Annotated in this window: 24 protein-coding genes and 1 other annotated feature; of the genes, 8 read left to right on the plus strand and 16 right to left on the minus strand. The window is 40.9% G+C overall.

Annotated features, from left to right (window positions below):
• Positions 1-4: 4 nt before the first annotated feature.
• From M1F03_RS11250 to M1F03_RS11280, 7 genes are all read left to right on the plus strand, one after another.
• Entirely contained in the window at positions 5-2,005 is a 2,001-nt protein-coding gene (locus tag M1F03_RS11250) for a TonB-dependent hemoglobin/transferrin/lactoferrin family receptor (protein WP_154622093.1), read from the plus strand.
• A gap of 26 nt (positions 2,006-2,031) precedes the next feature.
• Positions 2,032-3,081 (plus strand): hemin-degrading factor, encoded by a 1,050-nt coding sequence (locus M1F03_RS11255; protein WP_251464335.1) that lies wholly within the window; start codon positions 2,032-2,034, stop codon positions 3,079-3,081.
• A 15-nt stretch (positions 3,082-3,096) separates the two neighbouring features.
• A complete protein-coding gene (locus tag M1F03_RS11260; RefSeq protein WP_163862032.1) occupies positions 3,097-3,918 on the plus strand; it encodes a heme/hemin ABC transporter substrate-binding protein in 822 nt (273 codons plus the stop codon).
• Positions 3,915-4,916, plus strand: a complete 1,002-nt coding sequence (locus M1F03_RS11265) for a FecCD family ABC transporter permease (RefSeq protein WP_251464337.1) — start codon at positions 3,915-3,917, stop codon at positions 4,914-4,916. Before M1F03_RS11260 ends, M1F03_RS11265 begins: the two co-directional genes overlap by 4 nt.
• 5 nt (positions 4,917-4,921) lie before the next feature.
• Positions 4,922-5,707: a heme ABC transporter ATP-binding protein gene (locus M1F03_RS11270; protein ID WP_163862038.1), complete on the plus strand. Its 786-nt coding sequence runs from the start codon at positions 4,922-4,924 to the stop codon at positions 5,705-5,707.
• Positions 5,708-6,357: 650 nt separating this feature from the next.
• The gene (locus M1F03_RS11275) at positions 6,358-6,729 is read left to right on the plus strand and encodes a helix-turn-helix domain-containing protein (RefSeq protein WP_154622097.1); all 372 of its coding nucleotides are present in this window, start codon (positions 6,358-6,360) and stop codon (positions 6,727-6,729) included.
• Positions 6,730-7,058: 329 nt separating this feature from the next.
• A complete protein-coding gene (locus tag M1F03_RS11280) occupies positions 7,059-8,636 on the plus strand; it encodes a phosphoethanolamine transferase (RefSeq protein WP_251464339.1) in 1,578 nt (525 codons plus the stop codon).
• 77 nt (positions 8,637-8,713) lie between these two features.
• On the opposite strand, the gene M1F03_RS11285 is transcribed toward M1F03_RS11280, so the two are convergent.
• The 11 genes from M1F03_RS11285 to btuC form a co-directional block, all read right to left on the minus strand.
• A complete protein-coding gene (locus M1F03_RS11285) occupies positions 8,714-9,730 on the minus strand; it encodes a lipoate--protein ligase (RefSeq protein ID WP_196713017.1) in 1,017 nt (338 codons plus the stop codon).
• 74 nt (positions 9,731-9,804) lie between these two features.
• A complete protein-coding gene (locus tag M1F03_RS11290) occupies positions 9,805-10,293 on the minus strand; it encodes a C40 family peptidase (protein ID WP_154623366.1) in 489 nt (162 codons plus the stop codon).
• 99 nt (positions 10,294-10,392) lie between these two features.
• Positions 10,393-10,791, minus strand: coding sequence for a 4-amino-4-deoxy-L-arabinose-phosphoundecaprenol flippase subunit ArnF (gene arnF, locus M1F03_RS11295; RefSeq protein WP_154623365.1), 399 nt, complete (start codon positions 10,789-10,791; stop codon positions 10,393-10,395).
• A complete protein-coding gene (arnE, locus tag M1F03_RS11300) occupies positions 10,788-11,135 on the minus strand; it encodes a 4-amino-4-deoxy-L-arabinose-phosphoundecaprenol flippase subunit ArnE (protein WP_154623364.1) in 348 nt (115 codons plus the stop codon). Before arnE ends, arnF begins: the two co-directional genes overlap by 4 nt.
• Positions 11,132-12,790, minus strand: coding sequence for a lipid IV(A) 4-amino-4-deoxy-L-arabinosyltransferase (gene arnT, locus M1F03_RS11305; protein ID WP_163862041.1), 1,659 nt, complete (start codon positions 12,788-12,790; stop codon positions 11,132-11,134). The genes arnE and arnT overlap by 4 nt, the downstream gene beginning before the upstream one ends.
• Before the next feature lie 7 nt (positions 12,791-12,797).
• Entirely contained in the window at positions 12,798-13,691 is an 894-nt protein-coding gene (gene arnD / locus M1F03_RS11310; protein ID WP_251464341.1) for a 4-deoxy-4-formamido-L-arabinose-phosphoundecaprenol deformylase, read from the minus strand.
• Positions 13,691-15,673: a bifunctional UDP-4-amino-4-deoxy-L-arabinose formyltransferase/UDP-glucuronic acid oxidase ArnA gene (gene arnA, locus M1F03_RS11315; RefSeq protein WP_154623361.1), complete on the minus strand. Its 1,983-nt coding sequence runs from the start codon at positions 15,671-15,673 to the stop codon at positions 13,691-13,693. The genes arnD and arnA overlap by 1 nt, the downstream gene beginning before the upstream one ends.
• Complete coding sequence (gene arnC / locus M1F03_RS11320; RefSeq protein ID WP_163862047.1) at positions 15,673-16,665, minus strand: undecaprenyl-phosphate 4-deoxy-4-formamido-L-arabinose transferase; 993 nt, start codon at positions 16,663-16,665, stop codon at positions 15,673-15,675. Before arnC ends, arnA begins: the two co-directional genes overlap by 1 nt.
• Positions 16,665-17,810, minus strand: coding sequence for a UDP-4-amino-4-deoxy-L-arabinose aminotransferase (arnB, locus tag M1F03_RS11325; RefSeq protein WP_154623360.1), 1,146 nt, complete (start codon positions 17,808-17,810; stop codon positions 16,665-16,667). Before arnB ends, arnC begins: the two co-directional genes overlap by 1 nt.
• A 130-nt stretch (positions 17,811-17,940) precedes the next feature.
• Complete coding sequence (locus tag M1F03_RS11330; RefSeq protein ID WP_251464343.1) at positions 17,941-18,717, minus strand: ATP-binding cassette domain-containing protein; 777 nt, start codon at positions 18,715-18,717, stop codon at positions 17,941-17,943.
• A 2-nt stretch (positions 18,718-18,719) separates the two neighbouring features.
• Positions 18,720-19,721 (minus strand): vitamin B12 ABC transporter permease BtuC, encoded by a 1,002-nt coding sequence (btuC, locus tag M1F03_RS11335; protein ID WP_196713014.1) that lies wholly within the window; start codon positions 19,719-19,721, stop codon positions 18,720-18,722.
• 120 nt (positions 19,722-19,841) lie between these two features.
• On the opposite strand from btuC, the gene M1F03_RS11340 reads away from it, so the two are divergent.
• Complete coding sequence (locus M1F03_RS11340) at positions 19,842-20,840, plus strand: RhoGAP domain-containing protein (RefSeq protein ID WP_251464345.1); 999 nt, start codon at positions 19,842-19,844, stop codon at positions 20,838-20,840.
• 246 nt (positions 20,841-21,086) lie between these two features.
• Here the strand turns inward: M1F03_RS11340 and ihfA are convergent, their stop codons facing one another.
• The 5 genes from ihfA to rpmI all read right to left on the minus strand — a co-directional run bounded on the left by ihfA (position 21,087) and on the right by rpmI (position 25,707).
• The gene (ihfA, locus tag M1F03_RS11345) at positions 21,087-21,383 is read right to left on the minus strand and encodes an integration host factor subunit alpha (RefSeq protein WP_004263721.1); all 297 of its coding nucleotides are present in this window, start codon (positions 21,381-21,383) and stop codon (positions 21,087-21,089) included.
• 4 nt (positions 21,384-21,387) lie between these two features.
• Positions 21,388-23,775 (minus strand): phenylalanine--tRNA ligase subunit beta, encoded by a 2,388-nt coding sequence (gene pheT / locus M1F03_RS11350; protein ID WP_154623357.1) that lies wholly within the window; start codon positions 23,773-23,775, stop codon positions 21,388-21,390.
• 14 nt (positions 23,776-23,789) lie between these two features.
• A complete protein-coding gene (gene pheS, locus M1F03_RS11355; RefSeq protein WP_154623356.1) occupies positions 23,790-24,773 on the minus strand; it encodes a phenylalanine--tRNA ligase subunit alpha in 984 nt (327 codons plus the stop codon).
• Between the two features lie 123 nt (positions 24,774-24,896).
• Positions 24,897-25,021: a sequence feature (Phe leader region), on the minus strand.
• A gap of 89 nt (positions 25,022-25,110) precedes the next feature.
• The gene (gene rplT / locus M1F03_RS11360; RefSeq protein ID WP_004263714.1) at positions 25,111-25,467 is read right to left on the minus strand and encodes a 50S ribosomal protein L20; all 357 of its coding nucleotides are present in this window, start codon (positions 25,465-25,467) and stop codon (positions 25,111-25,113) included.
• A gap of 42 nt (positions 25,468-25,509) precedes the next feature.
• Positions 25,510-25,707 carry a 50S ribosomal protein L35 gene (rpmI, locus tag M1F03_RS11365; RefSeq protein WP_004263702.1) on the minus strand — a complete coding sequence of 66 codons (198 nt, stop codon included), beginning with the start codon at positions 25,705-25,707 and terminating at the stop codon, positions 25,510-25,512.
• Between the last annotated feature and the right edge of the window lie 65 nt (positions 25,708-25,772).

Raw genomic sequence — 25,772 nt, forward strand, 5'->3', positions numbered from 1 at the left:
CTATATGTCTCATGTTTTACGTTTATCCGTTCTGACAAGCGCAATACTTTCCGTTATGGCAAGCGCTCATGCAGAAACAACAACATCAAATCGCAATGATGTGATGACCGTCTATGCTACAGGTACTGAAAGAGATAGCTTCGATGCCCCTATGATGGTGACTGTTATCAAAAATAATTCACCTGAAACACAAACGGCAAGTACTGTAAATGACATCTTACGTAAAGTTCCGGGTATTGGTGTCACAGGCACCAGCCGTGTAAATGGGCAAGATATCTATATGCGTGGTTTCGACCGTCGCGGTATTTTGACATTAGTCGATAATGTGCGCCAAGGTACTGATACTGGCCATGTAAATGGTACTTTTATTGATCCGGCATTGATAAAACAAGTTGAAATTGTTCGCGGTCCTTCAGCTCTACTGTATGGTAGCGGCGCGATGGGCGGTGTGATCGCTTGGGAAACCGTAGACGCTAAAGATCTATTACGCGAGGGTCAAAACAGCGGTTTCCGTGTTTTTAGCCAAGCGGCGACAGGGGATCATAGTTTTGGTTTCGGTGGTACATCTTTTGGGCGAACTGAACAATTTGATGGTTTATTCAGTTTTGTCACCAAACAAGTGGGTGATATTCGCTTGAGTAATGGCGATGATATGGAAAACAAAGAAACCATAGCCAACATGCTTGCCAAAGGCACATGGCAGGTGAATGATGACCAAAAGTTATCAGGGCAATTACGCTATTACAATAACAATGCTTATGAACCCAAAGACCCACAACAAATCGATATTACTAAGGATAATCTAAAGGTTAACCGCACTACACGTCAACGTGATGCCCAAGCGACTTACCAGTTAAATCCAGAATCAAACGATTGGTTAAATCTTAAAGCGACCACTTACTATTCTGACGTTAATATTACCGCTAAAGGTAAAAATACTCACTATGAAGGCCGTACCCAAAAAACTTATGGTCTGAAAGTTGATAATAAAACACACTTGTATGACTTACCTATCGCAGCCCATAACTTTACTTATGGCGGCGAAACATACAAACAAAATCAAACACCTTACGCGTCAACAACGCAATTCCCTGATGCTGATATCACCTTTGCATCCGGTTTCTTGCAAGATGAAATCGCCTTAAAAGATTTACCTGTATCGTTTATTGTTGGCACTCGCTATGACCATTATAAAGCAACCGCTAAAGATAATGAGGACGTGAAAGAAGGCAAATGGTCTTCTAAAGGCGCCGTTAGCATTACCCCAACAGACTGGTCAATGTTATTTGCCTCTTATTCAGAAGCTTTCCGAGCACCTTCTATGATGGAAATGTATAACGATGAAATTCATTTCCAAATGGGCCCAATAGTCAATAGATGGCGACCAAATCCCAACCTCAAGCCAGAGTCTACGCGTACTGCTGAATATGGGTTTGGGCTAAGGTTTGATGACCTCCTAACTGAGCGTGACAATCTACAATTTAAAGCTAGTTATTTTGATACTAAAGCAAAAGACTATATCAATACCTATGTGAACGTTGACTTTAGAAATCCTCAGAATAACTACACAACCTCCATCAATACAAAACGAGCTAAAATTTGGGGTTGGGATGCTTCAATGGACTATAAAAACGACTATTTTGGTTGGAATTTGGCTTACAACCATACCGAAGGTAAAGACGAATCAAATGGTAAATCAATTACCTCCATTAAACCTGACTCGCTAACCAGCAACCTTAACGTCCCCATTTCAGACAGTGGTTTTTCTGTGGGTTGGTTAGGTGAATTTACTCGTCATACCGATTTCAACGATGCATCCAAAGCACCACGCCAAGCAGGCTATGCAGTTCATGATTTTTACGTTAGCTATCAAGGTGAAGGCCAATTAAAAGGTCTAGGAACCAGTGTCGTTTTAGGCAATGCTTTCGATAAAGAATACTACTCATCACAAGGCGTCCCGCAGGATGGACGTAATGCGAAGCTATTTGTCAGTTTTCAATGGTAATTTATTGTTAATTAAGGAGATACACTGTGAGTTCAACACTGTTTGAGCGTTATCAACAAGCAAAAGTAGAAAACAAAGCCAAATATGCTCGTGATCTAGCTGCTTATCTCAATGTTTCGGAAGGCGAACTTTTACATAGCCGTGTTGGCCATGACAAAGCGCAAAGACTGAATGTTGATGCCCCTACACTACTCAAAGCGTTAGCGGCGGTTGGCAATGTTAAAGCCATCACTCGCAATGAATATGTTGTTCATGAACAAATTGGTCGTTATGACAATGCTAAATTCAGTGCGCATGCCGGATTGATTTTAAATCCACGCGCACTCGATTTACGCATGTTTTTCAGCCATTGGGATTCGGTTTTCACCTTGACTGAAGACGCTAAAAACGGTGAACGTCATAGCATTCAGTTTTTTGACAAACAAGGTGATGCGCTACATAAGGTCTATACTACAGATGAGACCGACATGGCTGCTTGGCATGCATTGATTGAACAATATGCAACCGCTGATAATCCTCCATTGGTTATTGAAGCCGCAGAGCCTTTCTCTGAACAGCCTATCAGCGATGAATTGAAACAACAGCTTGAGCAAGAATGGCGCAACATGACCGATGTTCACCAATTCTTTATCTTACTGAAGAAAAACAATTTAAGTCGCCAACAAGTCTTTCGCGCTGTCAGTGATGATCTCGCGTGGCGAGTGCCTGCTGATTCATTTAACCAATTGGTTAATACTGCGTTTAACGATCAAAATGAAATTATGATTTTTGTCGGTAACCGCGGTTGCGTACAAATTTTTACAGGCCAACTCAAACGTTTGATGCCATATCAAGCTGAAGGTTCTGATATTAAATGGCTGAATATTTTCAATCCAGATTTTACCTTACATATGATTGAAAATGGTGTTTCAGAGTGTTGGGTAACGCGCAAACCAACTCAAGATGGTTTCGTAACAAGCCTTGAAGTCTTCGATAAAGACGGTCATCAAATTGTACAGATGTATGGGCAACGTACAGAAGGTACGCCTGAGCAAGAACAATGGCGTAATCAGGTTATGGCGCTACCGCACATTTAATCGTAGGTAAATAAAATGAAACAATGGCTTCTAATTGCAGTCACTTTAATCATGAGCTTCACTGCTCACTCGGCAGAACGTATCATCACACTTGGTGGTGATGTCACTGAAATTGTTTTTGAGCTTGATGCAGGTTCACAAGTTGTTGCTCGGGATAGCACCAGCCTTCATCCCGCTCAAGCTGTTAAGCTACCCGATGTCGGTTATATGCGAATGCTCAACGCTGAAGGCGTACTTTCTATGCGCCCAACGCTTGTGCTAGCCAGTGAACTAGCAAAACCCTCAATCGCACTTTCCCAAATAGAAAAAAGTGGCGTAAAGATTATCAAAGTCACTGGTAAACCTGCATTAGAAGCCATTCCAGAAAAAATTACGACTGTTGCCAACGCAGTTGGCAAAACAGAACAAGGTCAACAGTTGGTGGAACAATTTAATCAACAAGTTGCCGCCGTAAATACGTCACCAATAGATAAAAAAGTATTATTTATCATGAGTCATGGTGGTGTACTCCCTCTTGCCGCTGGACAACAAACTGCCGCAGATAGCCTGATCAAAGCAACAGGGGCTAAAAATGCAATGACAGGCTTTAATAGCTATCGACCTTTATCACAAGAAGGCGTTATCGCGAGCCAACCTGACCTCATTATCGTGACTCATGAAGGCATTAAATCGTTAGGTGGAGAAGATAACGTTTGGAAACTCCCCGGATTAGCCATGACTCCGGCAGCAAAAAATAAAGCACTGATCGTTGTTGATGATATGGGAATGCTTGGTTTTAGTCTCGGTACGCCAAAAGTCATGCAGCAAATGCGAGAGGCATTAGAGAAGTTTCAATGAATCGAATTAAACACCCAAGGTTAGCTATTGTTGTCCTTTTACTGCTTTTGAGCGTCATTGCCTTACTCGCTTCCAATGCGGGTGCAATGAATGTTTCCTTTAAGACTCTGTGGCAAACACCAGCCACAGACCCCGTTTGGCAAATTTGGCTTAACATTCGCCTACCGCGTATCTTATTGGCTATTTTAGTCGGCTTAGCGCTTGCCGTTTCTGGCGCTATTATGCAAGGACTCTTCCGTAATCCTCTCGCCGACCCAAGCTTATTAGGGATCAGTAGCGGTGCGGCTTTATGCGTTGCCGCTTTTATCGTTTTTTCATTTTCATTGCCAAGTGTCTTACTTAACTATGGGCATATCGGTGCGGCTTTCATTGGCAGCCTTATTGTTTCAGTGATTATTTTTAGCTTGAATCGTTACTCTCATGGCAACCTGTCACGCTTATTACTTGCTGGTATTGCTATCAATGCATTATGTATGTCATTCATTGGGGTGTTAAGTTATATCAGTGATGACCAACAATTACGTACCTTTAGTTTATGGATGATGGGAACACTGGCGAATGTCGATTGGTCCTCACTGGCCATTGCCGCTAGTGTGATTTTACCTACCTGCTTTGTCTGCCTTTGGCAAGGTAATAAACTTAACCTACTTCAACTGGGTGATGAAGATGCGCACTATCTCGGATTAAACGTTGAACGCTCAAAATTTATTTTGCTTTTCCTCAGCGCTCTACTTGTCGGGTGCGCTGTCGCAATGAGTGGTGTGATTGGGTTTGTGGGATTAGTCGTGCCTCATCTCATTCGCATGACTCTGGGTCCAGATCATCGTTGGCTGATCCCTGGTTCCGCAATTGTTGGCGCAACGTTACTCCTAGTCGCAGATACTCTTGCACGGATCGCGGTTTCCCCCGCTGAAATCCCAGTTGGGTTACTTACCGGTTTAATTGGTGGCCCTTACTTCTTATGGCTAATTTTACGTCAACCAACAGGGAGGGTTTAAAAACCATGACGACATCATCTCTCCTAGAGGCACGCAATCTCAGTTACCAAATCGGTGATAAGCGACTAATACAGGACATTAGTCTATCCATACAACCGCATGAAATGGTTGTCATTATTGGGCCTAACGGTGCAGGTAAATCCAGTCTACTAAAGCTACTAACTGGATTTACGCCCCCAACCACCGGCGAATGCTTATTAGAAGGCATAGCGCTGGGCCAATGGCAACACAAGGCATTAGCAAAAAAACGTGCGGTGATGAAGCAGCAAAATAGCCTATCATTTGCTTTTACCGTTGAAGACGTCGTTGCCATGGGGCGAAGCCCTTACGGTTCAGAGCATAAGCAACAAGCCATCGAAGAAGCTTTAACACAAACAGATTGTCTTGAACTACGCCAGCGTGATTTTCGCCAACTTTCAGGCGGTGAACAGCAACGGGTTCAACTTGCGCGAGTACTGGCGCAAGTGTGGCAACCAAATACGACGCCAGCCTGTTTATTTCTGGACGAGCCAACATCTGCTCTTGACCTTTATCATCAACAACATAGCTTACGTTTATTGCATCAGCTAACTCGTGAGCGCCCATTTGGCGTATGTTGTGTTTTGCATGATCTCAACCTCACTGCACTTTATGCTGATCGGGTTTATTTAATTCATCAAGGGCAACTCGTTGCAACAGGTACACCTGAACAGGTACTCACTACCGCAAATTTAACTCAATGGTATAAAGCCGATCTCGGTGTGATCTCACACCCAGAAATTGCAACACCTCACGTATACCTACGACGCTAACAATCTCTTAGGTTTCTTGGCGCATTTTATTCAAGAAACCTTCTTTCCTTTTTATCAATTTATCACGCCATACAGTCGCGACAAATATGCGTCATGACCGCTTCCCCCTCTCCCATCACTGACCTTTTATTATCATCGATAAATGACTCTTTAGGTTGTTACCAATAAGTTAATACGAATTACTTGTCAAATTAACTTCCTAAAATTAAAAATACAGTTAATAACATTGAAAGATAAAAATTATAAAGCATTTACATCCATTACTATTAGCTCGGTATTTCCTAACGATTGATGGTTAAAATCGCGTCTCACTACAGATTTAAGCAAAATTAATTTTTCAATATTTTACTTGGTTAATAATTTCGAATGCTTCCGACAAAAAATTTGAATAAGGGGTCAAATAAGGATACAGATTGATTAAAATAAAACACACAATTCATATCATATTGATTTGAAATAATAAATAACATACGCTAATGTATGTATAAAATTGACCGATTGGTAAAAACTATCGAAGTTATTATTATTCTCATTAAAAAAAAGCACGTTATGCCTATCGATATATCGGAAAAATAGGAAGAATAGATACTAATTTCTTTAGTTATTATTAGTTATTAATGAACAATAACCCATAGCAGTGGGAGGTAAATATGTCTGAGAGTGTAGTCAACGATATCGTTAAATGGCTGGAAAGTCAGTTACAACGCAATGAAGGCATCAAAATCGACACTATTGCCGATAAAAGTGGTTATTCTAAATGGCATTTACAGCGTGTTTTCAAAGAAATGAAAGGCTGCACGCTTGGCGAATACGTCCGTAAACGTCGTTTACTCGAAGCAGCAAAATCATTACGTGATGGTAATCTACCTATTTTAGATATTGCTCTACAGTATGGCTTTAGCTCACAAGCGACATTCACACGTATATTTAAAAAACATTTTGATATCACTCCAGCAAAATTTCGCCAAAGTGGTCAAATGCCTGAGTGTAAAACCTTTATGTCTTGCAATTGTAATAGCTAAGTAAATTTCAGTTGTATAGTTGAGTATTATTAATCCCCTTAACAATTTTTTCATTCCCTAAACATTGAAGTCTATGTCCGAGCCGGTAAATACCGGCTCTTTTTTATACCGCGTCAGCCCCACACTAACGTTGAATCTTTCTTTAAAAAGAGAAAAATTTCCGCCTGCTACTATTACGTTCGTTCCAATAATCGCTTAAGTTCGCTTTCTTTTTAAATAAAACGCTCGCTATGATCTTTTGACATTCTACAAAAAAAGCAATAACCTTCTTTCAATTATTCTACAGCGTTATAATTAAGTTACTCTTAAGTATATTTTAAAGGCTATTTGTGAAACACCCCAGATTATCTGAATGGTATAAAAATAAGTTACAAGATAAGATTGTAAAAATAAAAAACTTACTTATCTACATTATCCCTCTTATCATACTTATTATTTCATCTAAATTAATGTTGAAGGGATCAGGCTACGCCCATCCAACCCCTAGAGATATTACTCTCGTTTGTGCTCTTTATATTATTCTCTATGCATCCAAGAAAGCCTATGTATGGATAGGAATACCAATTGCTATTCTGTATGCAATTTATACGCCCATTGGCTTAACATTTGATAAACCGACATATCAATATTTTGCATCGGTTATTGCAACCGATGCGATCGAAGGGATTGAATTTTTTACACAGATTTCAATAGTAAATTATTTTTATGCCATATTAATTATTATTGGTATTTTAGCCTTTAAAAAATTATGCTCTAAGCTAAATATTAATTACTATCGCAACAAAACATTAATGATTGTTTTAGTCATAATCGCTTTGATTAATCAATCTCCATTTGAATATTTCTATAACGTTTATGAATCTGCCACCAAGGTGAAAGAAGAAATTATCACACTACGTGATTTTACTAAATCTAGTGAGTGGGGAAAATCGACATTAGATAATAACCAACATTATGATGATTATGTGTTAATCATTGGTGAAAGTGTGCGCCGTGATTATATGGGAATTTACGGATACCCGATAAACAATACGCCATTTTTGAATCGCGTGAATAGTACCATTATTGATGGTTTAAACAGCGCAGATAACAACACCATTGGTTCATTGCGGTTAATGCTAACGTTATCGGATAAAGAAACAGTTAAACCAAATTACGGACTTAATATTGTTGGATTAGCTAAATCAGCAGGTTTTAAAACGTACTGGATATCTAATCAAGGTTATATTGGTCAACATGATACACCGATTACGTTTATCGCAAAACATGCCGATGTCAAAAGATTTAATAAACTTGGCGCATTTAATTCTAATGATGAGAGTGATTTTTCACTGATCCCTCTCTTTAAAAAAGAATTGACTAGCCCGACTCAAAAAAAGCAAAAAAGGCTTTTTATTATACATCTCTATGGCTCTCACCCGAACCCATGTGGCAGAATTGAGGACTATGATAATCCGTTTACCACTAAAGATATTAAATATCACAATATCTCGTGTTATGTCGCTAGCATCAATAAAACAGATGAAGTGATTGAGGCAATTTACTCATTACTAGAAAAGCAATACAAACAAAAAGATCGTACATTCTCAGTGATTTATTTTGCTGACCATGGTCTTTCTCATCAAGACACAGAAGAACAAATAAAAATTATGCATGGAAAAACGAAATATGCGTATCGCGTACCTTTAATTCAGCTTTCTTCAGATCAGGTATCGACACAATATATTATCGCTAAAAAATCAGGCATGATGTTTATTAATGGATTAGCAAGTTGGCTTGGTATTTCTAACCCACATTTAAAGGAAAGCTATCATTTATTTACTCCAGAGAGCGATGAAGAAGATTTTGGCTTAAGTGAAAAAATCGAAGCTAGAATGGATGATGCGATTAATATTCAAGGAAAATAAATAACGTTAACGGTTACTTGGCCTCCATTTATTTAGGTTCAATGGCTAAGTAACCGTTAACGAAAAGTGAATTTTATTTAGCTTAATTCGTGTATTAACCAACCTTCTAGGTCTGAAATTTGTTCAGCCAGTTCAGGCCACATCTGACGCATTTGTACAATCAGTTTACGGATAGTGTCAGTTTGATAAACTTGTTCGCTCAACTGCTGACTAAGCCATTCTAACGGTGATGGTTCAAGACTATCTGTGAAAAATTGACAACGTTTAATGACCCCTTTCTCGATATCAAAATGAAACTCAATACCTCCCCAAGGGAAACGAGTATCACTGTAGTGAGTAAAAGCAGGTGCTTGCCCAAAATTCCACTCCCAACGACTTTGTTTCGCAAAAGTGTCACTAAAATTGGGTAAATCTGGCAGTTTTTCAGGGGAAATAAATTCAGCGTCAACAGTTTCGCCGTAATAATCGAAGAAACTTTGTATAATGCCTTCACACACCTTTTCATGGCTAATATCCGCGACCAATTCGCACAAATTAGCCACTCGTGAGCGAACCGAGGTGATCCCTTTCGCCTGTAATTTTTTGGGATCGGGATTGAGGTAATCAGCTAAACGGTTTAAATCTGAATTAATTAATAAAGTGCCATGATGAAAGCCTCTATCTTTTGTTTCACGGTACGCTGAGCCGGAGATTTTACGCGGCCCATCAATCGTATTTAAGATTAAATCATTGCGTCCAGAAACTTCAGCGTCGATCCCCACACGCATCAAACCATCAACAATAATTTTTGTCGATATACTTTTATCATATTCAGGTTTGCCCGCCATAAAGGTGAAACAGGTATTGCCTAAATCCTGAAAAACAGCCCCTCCTCCACTACTACGGCGAGCTAAGCGGACATTATCTTCTTCCATACGACGCGTGTTACATTCTTTCCATGGGTTCTGCGCGCGTCCAATGACGACGGTATCCGCATTGCGCCATAAAAACATGACCCGCTGGTCTGCTGGCATTTGGCGAAAAATAGTTTCTTCTACAGCAAGGTTAAACCAAGGATCGAACGATTCAGATATCAATAAACGTAAGCTAGACATAGTGCTACCTTAAAAGCAAAATTTGCTCTTAAGATAGCATAAATGAAGATAAAAATGAGGCAATAACAATGAAATCAGATGCGGCGAGCTTGCCAAAACACTTTTCGCCAATAGACGTTATCCATTGAAGAACGGATGACACCTTTACTGGTTGAAGCGTGAATAAAGGTATTATCTGTATCATAAATCCCAACATGTAAGCCATTTTCACCTGAACCGGTTTTGAAAAAAACCAAATCACCTGGCATTAAATCTGATTTATCAATACGGGTACCTAATCGGGTTTGATCTATCGTGGTACGGGGTAATTGAATGGCAAAACGATCATTAAAGGTTCGATAAACAAAACCAGAGCAATCAATACCGCTTTGACTCATCCCACCATAGTTATAAGGCGTGCCATACCACTGTTGTAATTGCTCCTTAAGTTGAGCAATTGTCATAATGGGATCCGATAATTGTGTTTTTAATGGCGGGGGCGGCGTCTTTTTTACCGATGTAGACGAACAGCCGATTAACACCAATGAAAACAATAATGGTAGATACTGCCATTTTATTATCATGCTGCACCCTGTGAATAAATCAGTGACATGTTTAATTTATTATCATAGCCGCTGAAAGATGAAAAATAAATAATCAGAAGTTTAAACTACCTCATTCTATTATTGAGACTTTGCTTTCACAGGTCGACTAATCAACCAGACGCCCAGAATAATAAAAGCAATTCCCCCTGCTTTTAGCCATGTCGCAGGCTCATTATACCAAGGCAAAATAACGGCTAATAGATAAACAAAAACATAGCTTAAGCTAATCAATGGATAGGCTTTATTAAGTGGAATTGATTTTAATGCCAATAGCCAACACAGCATCGATAAGGCATAACAAACTAAACCAACGCATACAATACTCAGATTAACCACATTGGTGATTAACCATTCGAGTTGCAACCAATGCCAGCCTAAAGTAAATGAAGGCAATCCCACAACGCCAGCTTTTAAGCTTAATTGTGCAATCGTGACTAATAGTGCGCTACCTATTACCCAAAAATAGCCTTTATTCATCCACTTATACTCATCAAGAAAATACCAAACATAATTGCCGCTACCCCTAACCAATGATTAAGACCTGTAGGTTCATGGTAAACAAATTGGCCAATTAAGGTAACTAACACAAAATTAATACTGAGCATAGGGTAAGCAATACTGAGTGGCATGCTTTCCAGTAGTTTTAACCAAAACAACATACCTAACCCAAGCATCAATACTGCTAGCAGCAGCCAACGAATGGCCGCTGCTGTTTTATTATGTTTATCACCTTGCCAACAGACAACGGCTTGTTTTTGTGCAATTTGCCCAAGACACGTTAGTACGCTGACGAAAAGCAATAGGAATAATTGTGCAATCATTGTTTGTGATATACCACTATCGCAATACGCGAATTACTAATGACTTCATCAGGTTTAGGAATGTCAGGTAATCCCTCTTTACGGCCGAGTAAGAAGACGACCGTTACTTGACCTTCTTGACGCGCTTTTGCTAGCCAAGCTGCAAATTGATCCGGTTTCACCAAACGATGTTGACTGTCTGGATACTCTAGGCCGTAAGTCAATTCACCACTGCTATTATACAAGTAAATATTTGAGTTTTTAGTTTCCCAAGCCAGTCCAGCCGCAATACCAACGTTACTTGCCATTAAGTATTTGCTATCCATTAATAAATCATGATGCTTATGAATAAAACTTTGTGGCAACTTTGAATTAATGGTGTTGTTTGGCAGAGCACTACCGATACATAAGCTTACTGCGAGTGAACAAGATGCAGCCCATAACCAATACTTCGCATTTAACACGGTACATAGGTAACCAATGATGCCCCAAATGGAGAAAGCAACGATACCAAGCACCATTTTCGACCACTCATCCGCTTCATACAAAGGACGCTTAATCACCGTTCCCGCCACAATAATTGCGATCACTGCTAGAACACCAATTGCAACATTGATGATCCCATTGGCTTTTAAAGCTTTCATTTTACCGCTACGCACACAATCCACACCATATTTGGCCATAAGTAATGCGAGCGGAGCCATAAATGGCAACATATACGTAGGAAGCTTACCGCGCGAGATACTGAAGAAAATAACTGGCACAATAAACCAACAAAACAAGAAAAACATATCTGGATTGGATTTACGCTCTTTCCAACCTTTAATTAGCGAGCCTGGTAGCAGACCGGCCCAAGGGATACTTCCTAACAGGATAATAGGAATGTAATACCAAAATGGGGCGATATGCTGAGCATCATCAGCGGTAAAACGCTTAATATGTTCTATCCAAAAGAAGTAATTCCAATAATCAGGCTCTTGCTTGGCGATAGATAGTGCCCAAGGTAAGCTAATGATTACTGCGGAAATAATCGCCAATGGCCCATACTTCACCATCTCTAAGAAGCGTTTTTGATAAAGGGTAATCGGTAACATCACAATCACAGGAATCGCTAATGCTAAGAAGCCTTTTGTCATAAAGGCCATCCCACACGCTAAACCAAGGCATATCCAAGCGCCTAGTTTTTCTTTTATCCCTCTCGCCTTCATCGCCCATAGGCAACAGTACATACTTGCCGCAATCCACAATGATAACATCGGGTCGAGTACACTGTATGTTCCTACGGCAAATACGAGAAACATAGACACATAGATGAAGCTGGCAACATAAGCTACATGATTGTTACGCCACATCATTTTTGCCATGCGATAAATCAGTAGCGCACTGAGCAAGATACAGAATACTGAACCAAAACGAACCGCAAAGTTAGTATCACCAAAGATCATTTGGCTGATATTGTTAATCCAATAGCCCGCAACAGGCTTTTCAAAATAGCGTATATCCAGCATATACGGCACGATCCAATCACCGCGTTGCAGCATTTCACGGCTAATTTCTGCGTATCGTGTTTCGTCTGGTTGCCAAAGTAAACGGCTATTTAACGGTAGCAAATAAGTTAAGATAAAAAAAAGAGCCAGCAGAGAGGCTCCTACTTTGCTCGCTCGGTTATTCAACATGCTTATACTATCCCTCTTCTTGGTAGCCAAGCCAGCCCTCACGCCCTGGGAATGGTGCACGAACCACTTTTCCTTTAGGCAGTGTGTTTATGTCTTCTGGCAGTAAATCACTCAATGTACAGAATTGGATTTCTTCTTGGGCAATTCGTTCCAATAATTGTGAAAATTGTTGTGATTTCGACATCCCTTCAACTTCGGTATGAATGGTGTAAACAGGCACACCTAGATCATCTTTAATGGCCTGTAGGATAAAATCATTAAAATCCTCATCACTCACAACAGTCCCAACAACTTCATCATAAGTGGGTAATGTGACAGGAATTTGCACTGTACCTATTGAACCATCTCGTAAAACAGGTCGAAATGGGTATTTACCACGACAGTCACTGTTGTAGTGAAACCCAAATTTTTGTTTAACGTCCAAGACACGCTCATCGCCTCGCCACCCTGCAACAGCCGAACAGGTCACTGGTTGCCCAATCGCTTGCTGCAATGCATCGACCCCCAATTTAACTTGCTCAGTCAATTGAGCATCGCTCCATTTGGCGACTTTAGCTTGCCAACCTTGATGATCCCAAGCATGTAATCCAACCTCATGGCCTTCATCTAAGGTTTGTTTCATTAAATAGCCTAAATCTTTAGCTATTTTTTTGCCGGGCCACGCCGTACCCGCAAGTAAAATATCGAGTCCATATAAAGAAGCTGCATTCGACCTTAGCATTTTCCACAGGAATTTAGGACGCAAAAGGCGCCATAAATGGCGCCCCATATTATCGGGTCCTACACTGAAGAAAAAGCTGGCCTGAATATTATGCTGTTTAAGCACTTTGAGTAGCTGTGGTACACCTTCTAATGTGCCTCGATAGGTATCCACATCAATTCTCAAGCCAACTTTTTTCATTAGTTCTTACCTAATTCTTCCACTGCACCTTGCAAGAAGAAATCCAGCGTTTCTTCAATGGTATCTTTCATGTCAATGGTTGGCACCCACTCTAGCAGGCGACGCGCATTTTCAATACTTGGTTTACGATGCTCAACGTCTTGATAACCTTTACCATAGTAGCTGCTACTTTCAATTTCACGGAAGCCCGCAAACGGAGGGAAGTGGCCACGTAATGGGTGATTTTCAAAGCTTTCAAGCAACATTTCCGCTAACTGACGAATGCTCGCTTCGTTCGTTGGGTTACCGATATTGATAATCTGACCGTCACATTTACCATCTTTGTTTTCAATGATACGGAACAGCGCTTCAATACCATCTTTAATATCAGTAAAGCAGCGTTTTTGTTCACCACCATCCACCAACTTGATTGGCGAACCTTCAACTAAGTTCAAAATAAGTTGCGTGATAGCGCGTGAACTACCGATACGAGCCGAATTCAAGCTATCTAAACGTGGTCCCATCCAGTTAAATGGACGGAATAGTGTAAACTTCAAGCCTTCTTTCGCACCGTATGCCCAAATCACTCGGTCTAACAATTGTTTAGACACGGAATAGATCCAACGTTGTTTGTTGATTGGGCCAACAATCAAGCGTGATTCGTCCTCATCAAACTCTTTATCATCACACATACCATAAACTTCAGAGGTCGATGGGAAGATAATACGCTTGTTATATTTCACACAGTAACGCACAACTTTCAGGTTTTCTTCAAAGTCTAATTCAAAGACACGCAGTGGGTTACGCGTGTATTCAATTGGCGTTGCAATGGCCACCAACGGCAAAATGACATCACATTTTTTGATGTGATATTCGATCCATTCAGTATGAATGCTGACATCGCCTTCAATAAAGTGGAAACGTGGGTTACCAATGAAACGATCAATCGCCGATGAACTGATATCCATACCGTAAATATCATAATTATCATCTTGCAATAGACGCTCAGTTAAATGGTTACCGATAAACCCGTTAACACCAAGAATCAGAACACGCTTACGACGCTTGATTTGAGCGGTTGGCTTTGGTCCTACACGAACATCGGTGACGATGCCCATTTCGTTCGCCAGACGGTTTCCTTGCATATATAAGCCGGAATCGCCTTGTCCGCTAACGACTTCAATCGCACCTTCACCACAAGCGATACGCAGAGGATCGCTTGAGAGTACCGTTCCCGCACGTTTACCTTGATTGTCATCTAATACACGGGCACGCCAAATAACCATTTTACGCTCACCTAAATAGGTGAATGCTCCTGGATATGGTTCAGTCACTGCACGAACTAAGCAATCAATCTCTTTTGCAGAACGATTCCAATCGATCAAACCATCTTGCGCAGTACGACGACCAAAATAGGTTGCTTGGCTCTCATCTTGAGCGATCGCTTTATAGCTGCCCGCTTCAATTAATGGTAATGTTTTGTCTAACAAAACTTCAGCAGCTTCACGAACTTTGGCATGTAAAGTCAATGCGGTATCTGTGTCAGTAATCGCGACTTTTTCTTGCGCAATAATGTCACCAGCATCCGCTTTCGCAACCATTTTATGTAACGTGACGCCAGTTTCTTTCTCACCGTTCAATAGCGCCCAGTTAATAGGTGCACGGCCACGGTATTTAGGTAATAAAGAACCATGTAGGTTAAATGCCCCCTTAGGAGCGAGAGCCAACAGTTCTTCACTCAACATATCACGATAATAGAATGAGAAAATCACATCTGGTTTTAATTCACGAATACGTTCAATCCACAGTGGATGGTTCACGTTTTCTGGCGCGTAAACAGGAAGTTCCATGTCTGCGCTGACACGCGCTACTGAAGAGAAAAAGTGGTTTTCGTTAGGATCATCAGTGTGAGTAAAGACTGCCTGAATGTCGAAACCTGCTTTTTTAAGCGCTTTCAGCCCTACACAGCCAATATCATGATAGGCAAAAACAATAGCTTTCATTAGTTTTCTTCCTGATTTTTGTCAGTCTTATCACTAGCACCGACGACTTTTTGAATAAAATAACGGGGTCTCGCGCGCACATCATTATAAATTCTGCCGATATACTCACCTAGTAAGCCCATCGCGACAAATTGTGCACCGATAAACATAAACAGTATGGCGAACAGTGTGAATACGCCGTCGGCAGCCCAAGTTGCACCGAAGAGTAGACGTAATACAATTAACAACACTGCTAGCAAGAAACCACCGACTGCAATAATACTACCAACGACACTTAACAAACGTAGAGGCGCCGTTGTTAAACAAGTCAGTAGGTCATACATTAAATTAATCAGCTTCATAAAGCTGTATTTTGAATCACCAAACTCACGTTCAGCATGAGCGACATCAATTTCAATGGTTCTACGCGCAAACGTATTTGCTAAAATTGGAATAAATGTGCTTCTTTCATGGCATTGCAACATCGCATCAATAATGTGACGACGATAAGCGCGTAACATACAACCGTAATCGCCCATTGAGCGGCCAGTTGCTTTCGTGATCATCGCATTAATCATTTTAGATGCGGTTTTACGGAACCAAGAATCCTGACGATTTGCTCGGCGCGTACCAACTACATCATAACCTTGAGCCGCAGTTTGGACTAAACGTGGGATCTCTTCTGGAGGGTTTTGCAAATCTGCATCCAGAGTGATAACTAAATCACCATCTGCCTGATTAAAACCAGCCATAATTGCAGAGTGCTGCCCATAATTACGATTCAAAATAATCGCGATAACGTGGTTATCAGGATTTTCTGCCGCCTCAGTTAACATTTTAGCTGAACGGTCGCTACTGCCATCATCAACTAAAATTAACTCATAATCTTGCGTAAGTTGTTTACATGATTTAATTGTACGCTCAAGTAACTGAGGAAGACTTTGCTCTTCATTATAAACAGGGATTACAACAGAGACCTTTTTGATCTCTTCAAATTCATCTACAAATGACACTATTTTGACTCCAAAAGGATTTCATTTATCGCTTTAACAACCCGGTCAACATCTGCATCAGACATATCAGGGAAGAGAGGCAGAGAACAAAGCGTCGCGGTGTTCCATTCTGACTCTACAAGTGAGAGTTGCGGATATTTCTCACGGTAATATTTCTGTGTATGTGCTGCACGGAAATGCAAACCTGTACCGATATCATACGCTTTCAATTTTTCCATAAAGCTATCTCTATCAATACCACAGACATTTTTATCAACACGCACCATAAATAAGTGATTGGCGTGTAAATGCGGGTATTCAGGAACTGAAAGCATTTGCAATGGCGAATTTTTCAGCGCTTCACGGTAACGTGCCACCAATTGTGCGCGTCGTTGATTCATCTCTTCAACACGGGACAACTGAACAACAGCTATCGCAGCATGAATATCAGATAAATTATATTTTAGACCGGGTTCAACCACTTCGGCTTGTGGTTTTCGTCCTTGCATTTGTCTATCAAAAGCGTCAACACCAAGTCCATGGAATTTCAATGTACGAACACGTTGCGCCAGCTCGTCGTCATCAGTAACAACAAGACCACCTTCTGCACAGGTGACATTTTTAATGGCATGGAAAGAAAAAATGGCCGTGCCGTGTTGACCAACCCATTCCTCTTTATAACGGGTGCCGACCGCATGGGCAGCATCTTCAATTAATGGAACCCCCGCTTTTTGCGCAATAGCGCGTAAAGCGTCGAGATCACAAGGAGCACCTGCATAATGCACAGGAATTATCGCTTTCGTTTTCGCAGTGAGCGCTTTTTCTACCGCGTCAGGTTGCACCATTAGTGTATCACGGTCGACATCGATCATAACCGGTGTCGCACCTAGTAACTCAATCATATTGAGGGTGGATACCCACGTTTGTGAAGGCGTGATAACTTCATCGCCGGGACCAATCCCCAATGCCATTAACACAACGTGCATACCCGCAGTGGCTGAAGCTAATGCTATGGCATGCTTGCAACCATAACGCTCACAAAAATCTTGCTCTAACTGGTGGTTCTGAGGACCCGTAGTGATCCACCCCGAACGCAGAACTTTCTCTACTGCCTTAACCTCTTCGTCACCGATTGCCGGTTTTGAAAACGGAAGGAAATTGCTCATATAGTTTGCAGCCTAATTTTTTTATTAAGAAGAGAGTATTCTAGTCAAAGTTACTTTAACCGAACATCAACACCTGAAAACATTTATTATTACATAAAGCATAACCAAACAGACGATTAAAACAATTTTTCTACTCATCGTCAAAACTAATTACTCGCCAACTTTTGGCATCATTATTTGTGATTAAACTTATTTTACTTGCAAATATCTCAGATAAATTAACCTCAGTCATAACTTGCTCAGGTTTACCTGAAAAAATAATTTTACCTTCTTTTAACATCCAAATTCGGTTGGCATGTTGATAAGAGTGGCTAAGGTTATGACCACTCATTATAACCGTTCCTTGGCAATCACAAAAATATTTCGCCCATTTATCGAATCTGGATTGTTGAATAATATCCAAATTGTTCGTTGGCTCATCAAATAGGATAAATTTTCCACTTAAATCTTGACGCTCCCAAACTTGCAAAAAAGTTGCAATAATACGTACTCGCTGCCACTCACCACCTGAAAGTTGTGCAATAGGTTTCATGAGCAACGATGTTAACTGAAAATCTCGGCATAGTTCCTCAAACAGTGCAATTTGATAATCCGTTGACGAATGGAAAAGGGTTAAATATTGAAACACCTTTAAAATAGGCTGTGTCGCAACTTGCTGAGGAAAATAGGCTCGCTGTTGACGTAGATCTTGAGTTCGATACTCTTTAAGTGCCCTACCATTGATATTTAACTGACCTGTAAAATTCAAAAAACCGCTCATCCCATTCAACAGCGTACTTTTACCAGCCCCATTTGCGCCGAGTATATGGATTTGCTCACCCGGAAATACGGATTCATTAATATTGATAAGTCGATGGTCTATTGAAAATTGAATTAGCTCAATGGTAGGTTGTTCATTCATGCTCATATTTATCGCCATTGGTTATTACGCGCTAAAAGCCAAATAAAAATAGGGGCTCCTAAGGTTGCCGTTATCACGCCAATTGGCACTTCGGCATTAGCAATTAATATGCGGGACAAAATATCGGCTAATAATAACCCGCCTGCCCCCGCAATAGCACATCCTGGTAATAATGTGCGATTATCCGTCAAGCCAATTAAACGTAAAACATGTGGGATCACCAAACCGACAAAACTGATAGCCCCTGCAATAGCAACACTCAATCCAATTAAAACCCCCGTTACTATAATTAATACAAGGCGCCAACGATGATGAGAAAAACCAAGTTGATAAGCTTGTAACGAACCGAGGGACAAATAATTAAGTGTATTACCTTGGCAAATAGCCCATAACAAAAAAGGAGCACATGCCACAATTAATCCAAATTGACGCCAATCGATACCGCTAAAACTGCCCATCATCCAATAAAGTAGCTGACGCAAATCCAAGTTACTACTCATGTAAACCATCCATGTCATGATGGCACCGCATATTACGCCAAGGGCAACCCCTACAAGCAACAAGCTACTATTATTAAAATGTTTTACACGTGCGAAAAAAGATAATAGTAAGGTTAATAATAATGCACCAATAATGGCACCAACACTGATTAACCCATACTGAGTGATGCCATGGGATAATAAGACGGTCAATACGACTGCTACCCCCGCCCCATTACTGATACCCAATAGCCCTGGTTCCGCCAATGGGTTTTCAAATAGGGCTTGCATAATAGCCCCCGTCACCGCCAAAGATGCACCAATCGTAATAACAGCCAATAAGCGAGGAAAACGAATTTGCCAAACAAATAATTGCGCTGCCTCTTCACGCCATTGATGAGGCCATAACCACACTTCCCCCGCACAAAGAGAAAATAGTGCGATCACTATCAGCAATAGCCCTAGTACAGCAATACGTCGGCAGTCTGTTTTACGCTGTTTGGCCTGTAAGTATTCAACCGATTGATTCATTTAAAAATTATCTGATTTTTCCAATGGATTAAAGGATTATAGCTTTTTATGAAAGCAAAACCAAAGCAACGATTTTATGCTCCAGCTTAGTTCTAAGATCATTATTAAATAAGGTATTATATGGCTATAAAAACTTCAAACACTCCAATAAATAACCCCGTATCGTTGATTGAATCCGTCTTTCATCATGAGCAGAAAGGCTTTCTGGCTTCTATTCGCAAGATCATTAATTGTTGTAAAAATTACTTTGGCATTCCTGCTCAATATCAGCATGAGTTAATAGAACAAAAAAATAAATCTATTGAGCCAATAAGTATCAAACGATTAGATATACAGGAGCAAGAATCTTTGTTGCCACCTTCGCATTATAAAACATTTGATGAATTACAAGAGATGGAATCAAGAATAACACAGCAACAAACAGCAAAACGGATTGAAAAACAGAATGTATGCGCTATCAATGAATATATTGGTATCGCTTATGAAGATCGCCTTAAATACCAACAAATTAATGAGATTGGTACGGCTATTTTATCTCATCCAAATTACTTACATGAAACAGGACCCTTTCGAATCTCAGGCAACAAACAGAGAGTTGAAATAATATTGCAGCATCTCGCTAGTAATAAATCTATTGATTCCTTTTTTATTCAACAAAATAATATTGAAGTATCTGATCTAACATCAGCATATAAAAAATTAGTTGGCAACGTGTTAGATGGCTCATCGAGTGAACGAAAAACATTATCGACTCTCTTCACAAAATATCATGATGCCGTCGTAAACAAAGCCACCGTTAAACGTTTTATTGAAACAAAACCAACATTAGCAACAAGCGAAAATCATATTTTAGCCGTTTCTGATACAAAAATTGCAGACTCACTGCCACCACTAAAAAAACAGCCATTGATATTACAAATAGCAGTACCTCTGCTGATCGAAATTGGCCGTCATGCAGAAAAACACCAGATGACCCCAGAAAATTTATCGATTGCCTTTGCCCCGACTCTCGATAGAACCGATTATTCTAAAACAACGGGAAATCCGCTTGATCAACTCAAACAAATAGAACTTGCACAATTACCGATTCATTATTTTAGCGCATTATTGCATAGATAGACGTCTGAATATAAATTTTTGCACCTTTAAATCTATAGCTACCGATACCATTGGTAGCTATTTAAAATATCGATAAATACATTCGTGTTATCCATTCTCAATAACCTCTAACGATTTTTTAACTGACCGTCTGAAAGTCCTCTTCTGCCTCAATATAGATAGATAAAATTTATTGAGATAATGCTTTGCTATTAAAAAAACAAAAGACCGCCTAGGCGGTCTTTTATTAGCACTGCAAGTTTGCAATTACTCTTTCGGTGTTGCTTTTTCCACACGGCTTTTCAATTTTTGGCCAGGGCGGAAAGTAACAACACGGCGTGCAGTAATTGGAATATCTTCCCCAGTTTTTGGGTTACGTCCGGGACGTTGATTTTTATCACGTAAATCAAAGTTACCGAATCCAGATAATTTTACTTGCTCACCATTTTCTAAGGAAAGGCGGACCTCTTCAAAGAAAGTTTCCACAAGGTCTTTAGCATCACGTTTGCTAACACCCAGTTTTTCGAACAAATTTTCTGACATTTCAGCTTTAGTAAGCGCCATAGGTTTAGTCCCTCAAGGAGGCTTGGAATCGCTGTTTTAACGCAGCAACACACATATCAACGGTCGCGGTTATCTCTTCTTCTTCCATGGTACGAGCGGTATCTTGGAAGATGAGACTGATAGCCAGACTCTTGTAACCATCTGCTATCCCTTCACCACAATACACATCAAACAAGTTTATGCCAACTATATGATTTATGCCAACTTTTTTACACTCTGCCAGAACATCTGCGGCGGCAACGTCTTCTGGCACAACAACAGCGATATCACGGCGGTTCGATGGATAGCGTGAAATCGCCTTTGCATCAGGGATTACACGTTCTGTTATCGCATCACAGCGAACCTCAAAAATCACTGTACGACCATTTAAATCAAGTTTACGTTCTAACTCAGGATGAACAACACCAATGATACCAATATGTTCATTTTCCAGATAAATCCCAGCACTTTGTCCAGGATGCAACGCTGGATGTGCCTCAGGTTTAAATGTAATTTGATTCAGTTTGCCAGTCAATTCTAAAACAGCTTCGAGATCACCTTTTAAATCAAAGAAGTCCACAACTTGCTTATCTAATGACCAATGTTCTTCGAATCGATTTCCCGCGATCACGCCCGCCAGCATGGTTTCTTGGCGTATTTGATATTCTGCTTGATTATCAGGGATAAAGCGTAGGCCTGTTTCAAATAATCGAATTCTATTTTGCTGACGATTTTGATTATAGACGACGGTTGTCAAAAGTCCGGTTAACAGCGACAAACGCATCGCTGACATATCCGCTGAAATTGGGTTTGGTAACACTAACGCTTCTTGTTCAGGGTGAAGCAAGGCTTGTACTTTAGGGTCGACAAAACTATAAGTAATCGCCTCTTGGAAGCCACGGTCAACCAACAGCGCTTTGATACGCTTAAGTGGCAATTTTGCCTCTTTGTGTTCGGTCATGACAAGATCGGCACGTAACGGTACATCAGGAATATTGTTATACCCATATACCCGTGCAACTTCTTCGACCAAATCTTCTTCAATCTGCATATCGAAACGCCAGCTAGGTGCAACAACATCCCAACGGCCTTCAGACACCGCAACTTGGCAACCTAATCGCGTCAAAATATCGGTCACGACATCATCGGCAATAACATAACCAATCAATCGATCGAGTTTATTGCGTGTTAACGTAATATTTGCCGCTTTTGGTAAATATTCTGCATGGGTCGCATCGATAATTTCACCGACTTCCCCACCACAGATATCTAAAATTAATTGTGTCGCACGCTCAATTGCTTTGAATTGCAATTCAGGATCAACACCACGCTCAAAACGATGAGACGCATCCGTGTGCAAACCATAATTACGCGCACGACCCGTAATAGATAGTGGATTGAAAAATGCACATTCTAAAAGAATATTTTTCGTTTCACTGTTAACACCAGAATGTTCACCACCAAAAATACCCGCGATACCAAGTGCTTTTTGCTCATCGGCAATGACTAATGTATCCGTTTTCAGTGTCGCTTCACTACCATCTAGCAAGACTAGCTTCTCATCCTGCTTCGCCATACGAACGACGATAGCGCCGTTTAAGCGGTCAAGATCATAAGCATGCTGAGGTTGACCTAATTCGAGTAGTACATAATTGGTAATATCAACAACCGCATCAATTGAACGGACACCACCACGACGTAATTTTTCTTTCATCCACATCGGAGTTGGTGCGGACACATCAATATTTTTGATGACACGACCAAGAAAACGAGGACAAGCTTCTGGTGCTTCAACACGGATTGGGAATGTCTCTGAAGTGGTTGCTTTCACTGCGTTAATTTGCGGTTCGATCAGCTCATGCTTATTAATCACCGCAACATCACGAGCAACACCGAGAATACTTAAACAATCCGCTCGGTTCGGTGTAATGCTAATTTCAATAACACGGTCATCAAATTTCAAATAATCACGCAAATCAGTACCAATTGGCGCATCAAGTGGCAATTCTATGATACCACTATGATCATCAGAAATACCGAGCTCAGAGAATGAGCAAAGCATCCCTTCTGAAGGCTCACCACGCAATTTTGCTGCTTTGATTTTGAAATCACCAGGCAACACGGCACCTACCGTTGCAACTGCGACCTTCAAACCTTGACGGCAGTTTGGGGCACCACACACGATATCGAGTAGACGCTCACCACCCACATTGACTTTTGTGACACGTAATTTGTCCGCATTTGGGTGTTGGCCACACTCAACCACTTCACCAACAACCACACCTGTGAATTGCCCTGCCACCGGTTCAACACCATCAACTTCCAAACCGGCCATCGTGATTTGTTCAGATAATGCTTCACTGCTAATGGCTGGGTTTACCCATTCACGTAACCAAAGTTCACTGAATTTCATGAGAAAGTCCCGCCTTATTTAAACTGTTTGAGGAAACGAAGGTCATTTTCGAAGAATGCGCGTAGATCAGAAACACCATAACGCAGCATTGTAAGGCGCTCCATTCCCATTCCGAATGCAAAGCCAGAGTAGACTTCAGGGTCAATCCCCACATTACGCAGAACGTTTGGATGAACCATACCGCAGCCCAACACCTCTAACCATTTGCCATTTTTCCCCATAACATCCACTTCAGCAGAAGGCTCTGTGAATGGGAAATAGGACGGACGGAAACGAACCTGGACTTCTTCTTCAAAGAAGTTATTCAAGAAATCGTGCAATGTGCCTTTAAGGTTAGTAAAGCTGATATCTTTATCCACAATCAGCCCCTCTGTTTGGTGGAACATTGGGGTATGCGTTTGGTCATAGTCGTTTCGATAGACACGGCCTGGGGCAATGATACGAATTGGCGGTTGCTGACCGTTCATAGTACGAATTTGTACACCCGAAGTCTGGGTACGCAATAAGCGTTTAGCATCAAACCAGAAAGTATCATGGTCTGCTCGTGCTGGGTGATGAGCAGGAATATTCAAGGCATCGAAATTGTGGTAATCATCTTCAATTTCTGGCCCCGTTTCCACACTAAAGCCTAACTCACCAAAAAATTCTTCAATTCGCTGAATGGTACGGGTAACTGGATGTAATCCACCATTTTCCATACGACGGCCAGGTAATGAGACATCGATCTTCTCCGATGCCAAGCGTGCATTCAATATATCAGCCTGCATGGCTTCTTTACGCGCATTTAATGCATCTTGTACCTGTACTTTGGCTTCATTAATCACAGCCCCTGCTGCTGGACGTTCATCAGCTGGCAGATCACGCAACGTTTTCATCTGTAGTGTGAAGTGGCCACTTTTGCCTAAATATTCAACACGAACTGACTCTAACGTAGCAACATCTTGGGCCTGTTCAATGGCTGCTTTTGCCTGTGCAACCAACTCAGCGAGATGTGGCATTGTTTCCCCTTTATGACCTTCTGGTCGTTTTGCTAGTTATTCACCGATTTATTAAGTTATCACTTGCCATTCGTTAAATGGATAAGCACTTAACTGATTTTACTGCATTTTTCTTCAATCAAAAACAAAAAAGCCTCCTAGCGGAGGCTTTAGCGTAACTTTTAGTTTCTTTTCTTACGCGCGAAAGCCCCCGACATTCAGGTGCTAAAGTAAAAGAAGAAACGAAAAGCGACGATTAGCATATAATTAACTCGGTAAATAATGTGTACTATTAATGTAGTAACATAAAACAACATAAATGAAAAGAGGAAGTTACCTTCCTCTTTTCAAGCAAACATTAAGCTAAAGCGCCTTTCGCTTTTTCAACTAAAGCAGTAAATGCTGCTTTATCGAATACGGCGATGTCTGCTAGGATCTTACGGTCGATTTCAATAGATGCTTTTTTCAAGCCATTGATGAAACGGCTGTAAGACAGACCGTTCTGACGAGCCGCAGCGTTGATACGCGCGATCCACAGTTGACGGAACTGACGTTTACGTTGACGGCGGTCACGGTAAGCGTATTGACCAGCTTTGATTACCGCTTGAAATGCTACGCGGTAAACACGAGAACGTGCACCATAGTAACCTTTCGCCTGCTTCAGAATTTTTTTGTGACGTGCACGGGCGATTACACCACGTTTTGCGCGAGCCATAGCTATCTCCTATCGTCTTTAATCTTATTAACCAATGTTTACTTATGCGTAAGGCAGGCAGGCAACTACCAGACCCAGATCGCCCTTAGATACCATTCCTTTCGGACGTAAATGGCGTTTACGCTTAGTAGACTTTTTAGTCAGAATGTGACGAAGGTTTGCATGCTTGCGCTTAAAGCCACCGCCTGCAGTTTTTTTAAAGCGCTTTGCTGCGCCACGTACAGTTTTAATCTTTGGCATTTCTTTAATTTCCAACTTCGCATTGTGATAAACTACGAATTAATTAGGCGAATAATCGTGCATTA

This window comes from Providencia sp. PROV080, from assembly GCF_033688105.1.
In the GTDB taxonomy this organism is placed as follows: Bacteria; Pseudomonadota; Gammaproteobacteria; order Enterobacterales; family Enterobacteriaceae; genus Providencia; species Providencia zhejiangensis.

Bases quoted from the DNA above. Each gene is read 5' to 3' on its own strand.
- M1F03_RS11290 (WP_154623366.1), bottom strand. From the start codon at position 10,293: ATGATAATAAAATGGCAGTATCTACCATTATTGTTTTCATTGGTGTTA.
- M1F03_RS11270 (WP_163862038.1), top strand. From the start codon at position 4,922: ATGACGACATCATCTCTCCTAGAGGCACGCAATCTCAGTTACCAAATC.
- M1F03_RS11260 (WP_163862032.1), top strand. From the start codon at position 3,097: ATGAAACAATGGCTTCTAATTGCAGTCACTTTAATCATGAGCTTCACT.
- M1F03_RS11340 (WP_251464345.1), top strand. From the start codon at position 19,842: ATGGCTATAAAAACTTCAAACACTCCAATAAATAACCCCGTATCGTTG.
- M1F03_RS11330 (WP_251464343.1), bottom strand. From the start codon at position 18,717: ATGAGCATGAATGAACAACCTACCATTGAGCTAATTCAATTTTCAATA.
- M1F03_RS11265 (WP_251464337.1), top strand. From the start codon at position 3,915: ATGAATCGAATTAAACACCCAAGGTTAGCTATTGTTGTCCTTTTACTG.
- arnA (WP_154623361.1), bottom strand. From the start codon at position 15,673: ATGAAAGCTATTGTTTTTGCCTATCATGATATTGGCTGTGTAGGGCTG.
- rplT (WP_004263714.1), bottom strand. From the start codon at position 25,467: ATGGCTCGCGCAAAACGTGGTGTAATCGCCCGTGCACGTCACAAAAAA.
- pheS (WP_154623356.1), bottom strand. From the start codon at position 24,773: ATGCCACATCTCGCTGAGTTGGTTGCACAGGCAAAAGCAGCCATTGAA.
- ihfA (WP_004263721.1), bottom strand. From the start codon at position 21,383: ATGGCGCTTACTAAAGCTGAAATGTCAGAAAATTTGTTCGAAAAACTG.
- arnE (WP_154623364.1), bottom strand. From the start codon at position 11,135: ATGATTGCACAATTATTCCTATTGCTTTTCGTCAGCGTACTAACGTGT.
- pheT (WP_154623357.1), bottom strand. From the start codon at position 23,775: ATGAAATTCAGTGAACTTTGGTTACGTGAATGGGTAAACCCAGCCATT.
- btuC (WP_196713014.1), bottom strand. From the start codon at position 19,721: ATGAATCAATCGGTTGAATACTTACAGGCCAAACAGCGTAAAACAGAC.
- rpmI (WP_004263702.1), bottom strand. From the start codon at position 25,707: ATGCCAAAGATTAAAACTGTACGTGGCGCAGCAAAGCGCTTTAAAAAA.
- arnF (WP_154623365.1), bottom strand. From the start codon at position 10,791: ATGAATAAAGGCTATTTTTGGGTAATAGGTAGCGCACTATTAGTCACG.
- arnB (WP_154623360.1), bottom strand. From the start codon at position 17,810: ATGAGCAATTTCCTTCCGTTTTCAAAACCGGCAATCGGTGACGAAGAG.
- M1F03_RS11275 (WP_154622097.1), top strand. From the start codon at position 6,358: ATGTCTGAGAGTGTAGTCAACGATATCGTTAAATGGCTGGAAAGTCAG.
- M1F03_RS11250 (WP_154622093.1), top strand. From the start codon at position 5: ATGTCTCATGTTTTACGTTTATCCGTTCTGACAAGCGCAATACTTTCC.
- M1F03_RS11285 (WP_196713017.1), bottom strand. From the start codon at position 9,730: ATGTCTAGCTTACGTTTATTGATATCTGAATCGTTCGATCCTTGGTTT.
- arnT (WP_163862041.1), bottom strand. From the start codon at position 12,790: ATGTTGAATAACCGAGCGAGCAAAGTAGGAGCCTCTCTGCTGGCTCTT.
- arnD (WP_251464341.1), bottom strand. From the start codon at position 13,691: ATGAAAAAAGTTGGCTTGAGAATTGATGTGGATACCTATCGAGGCACA.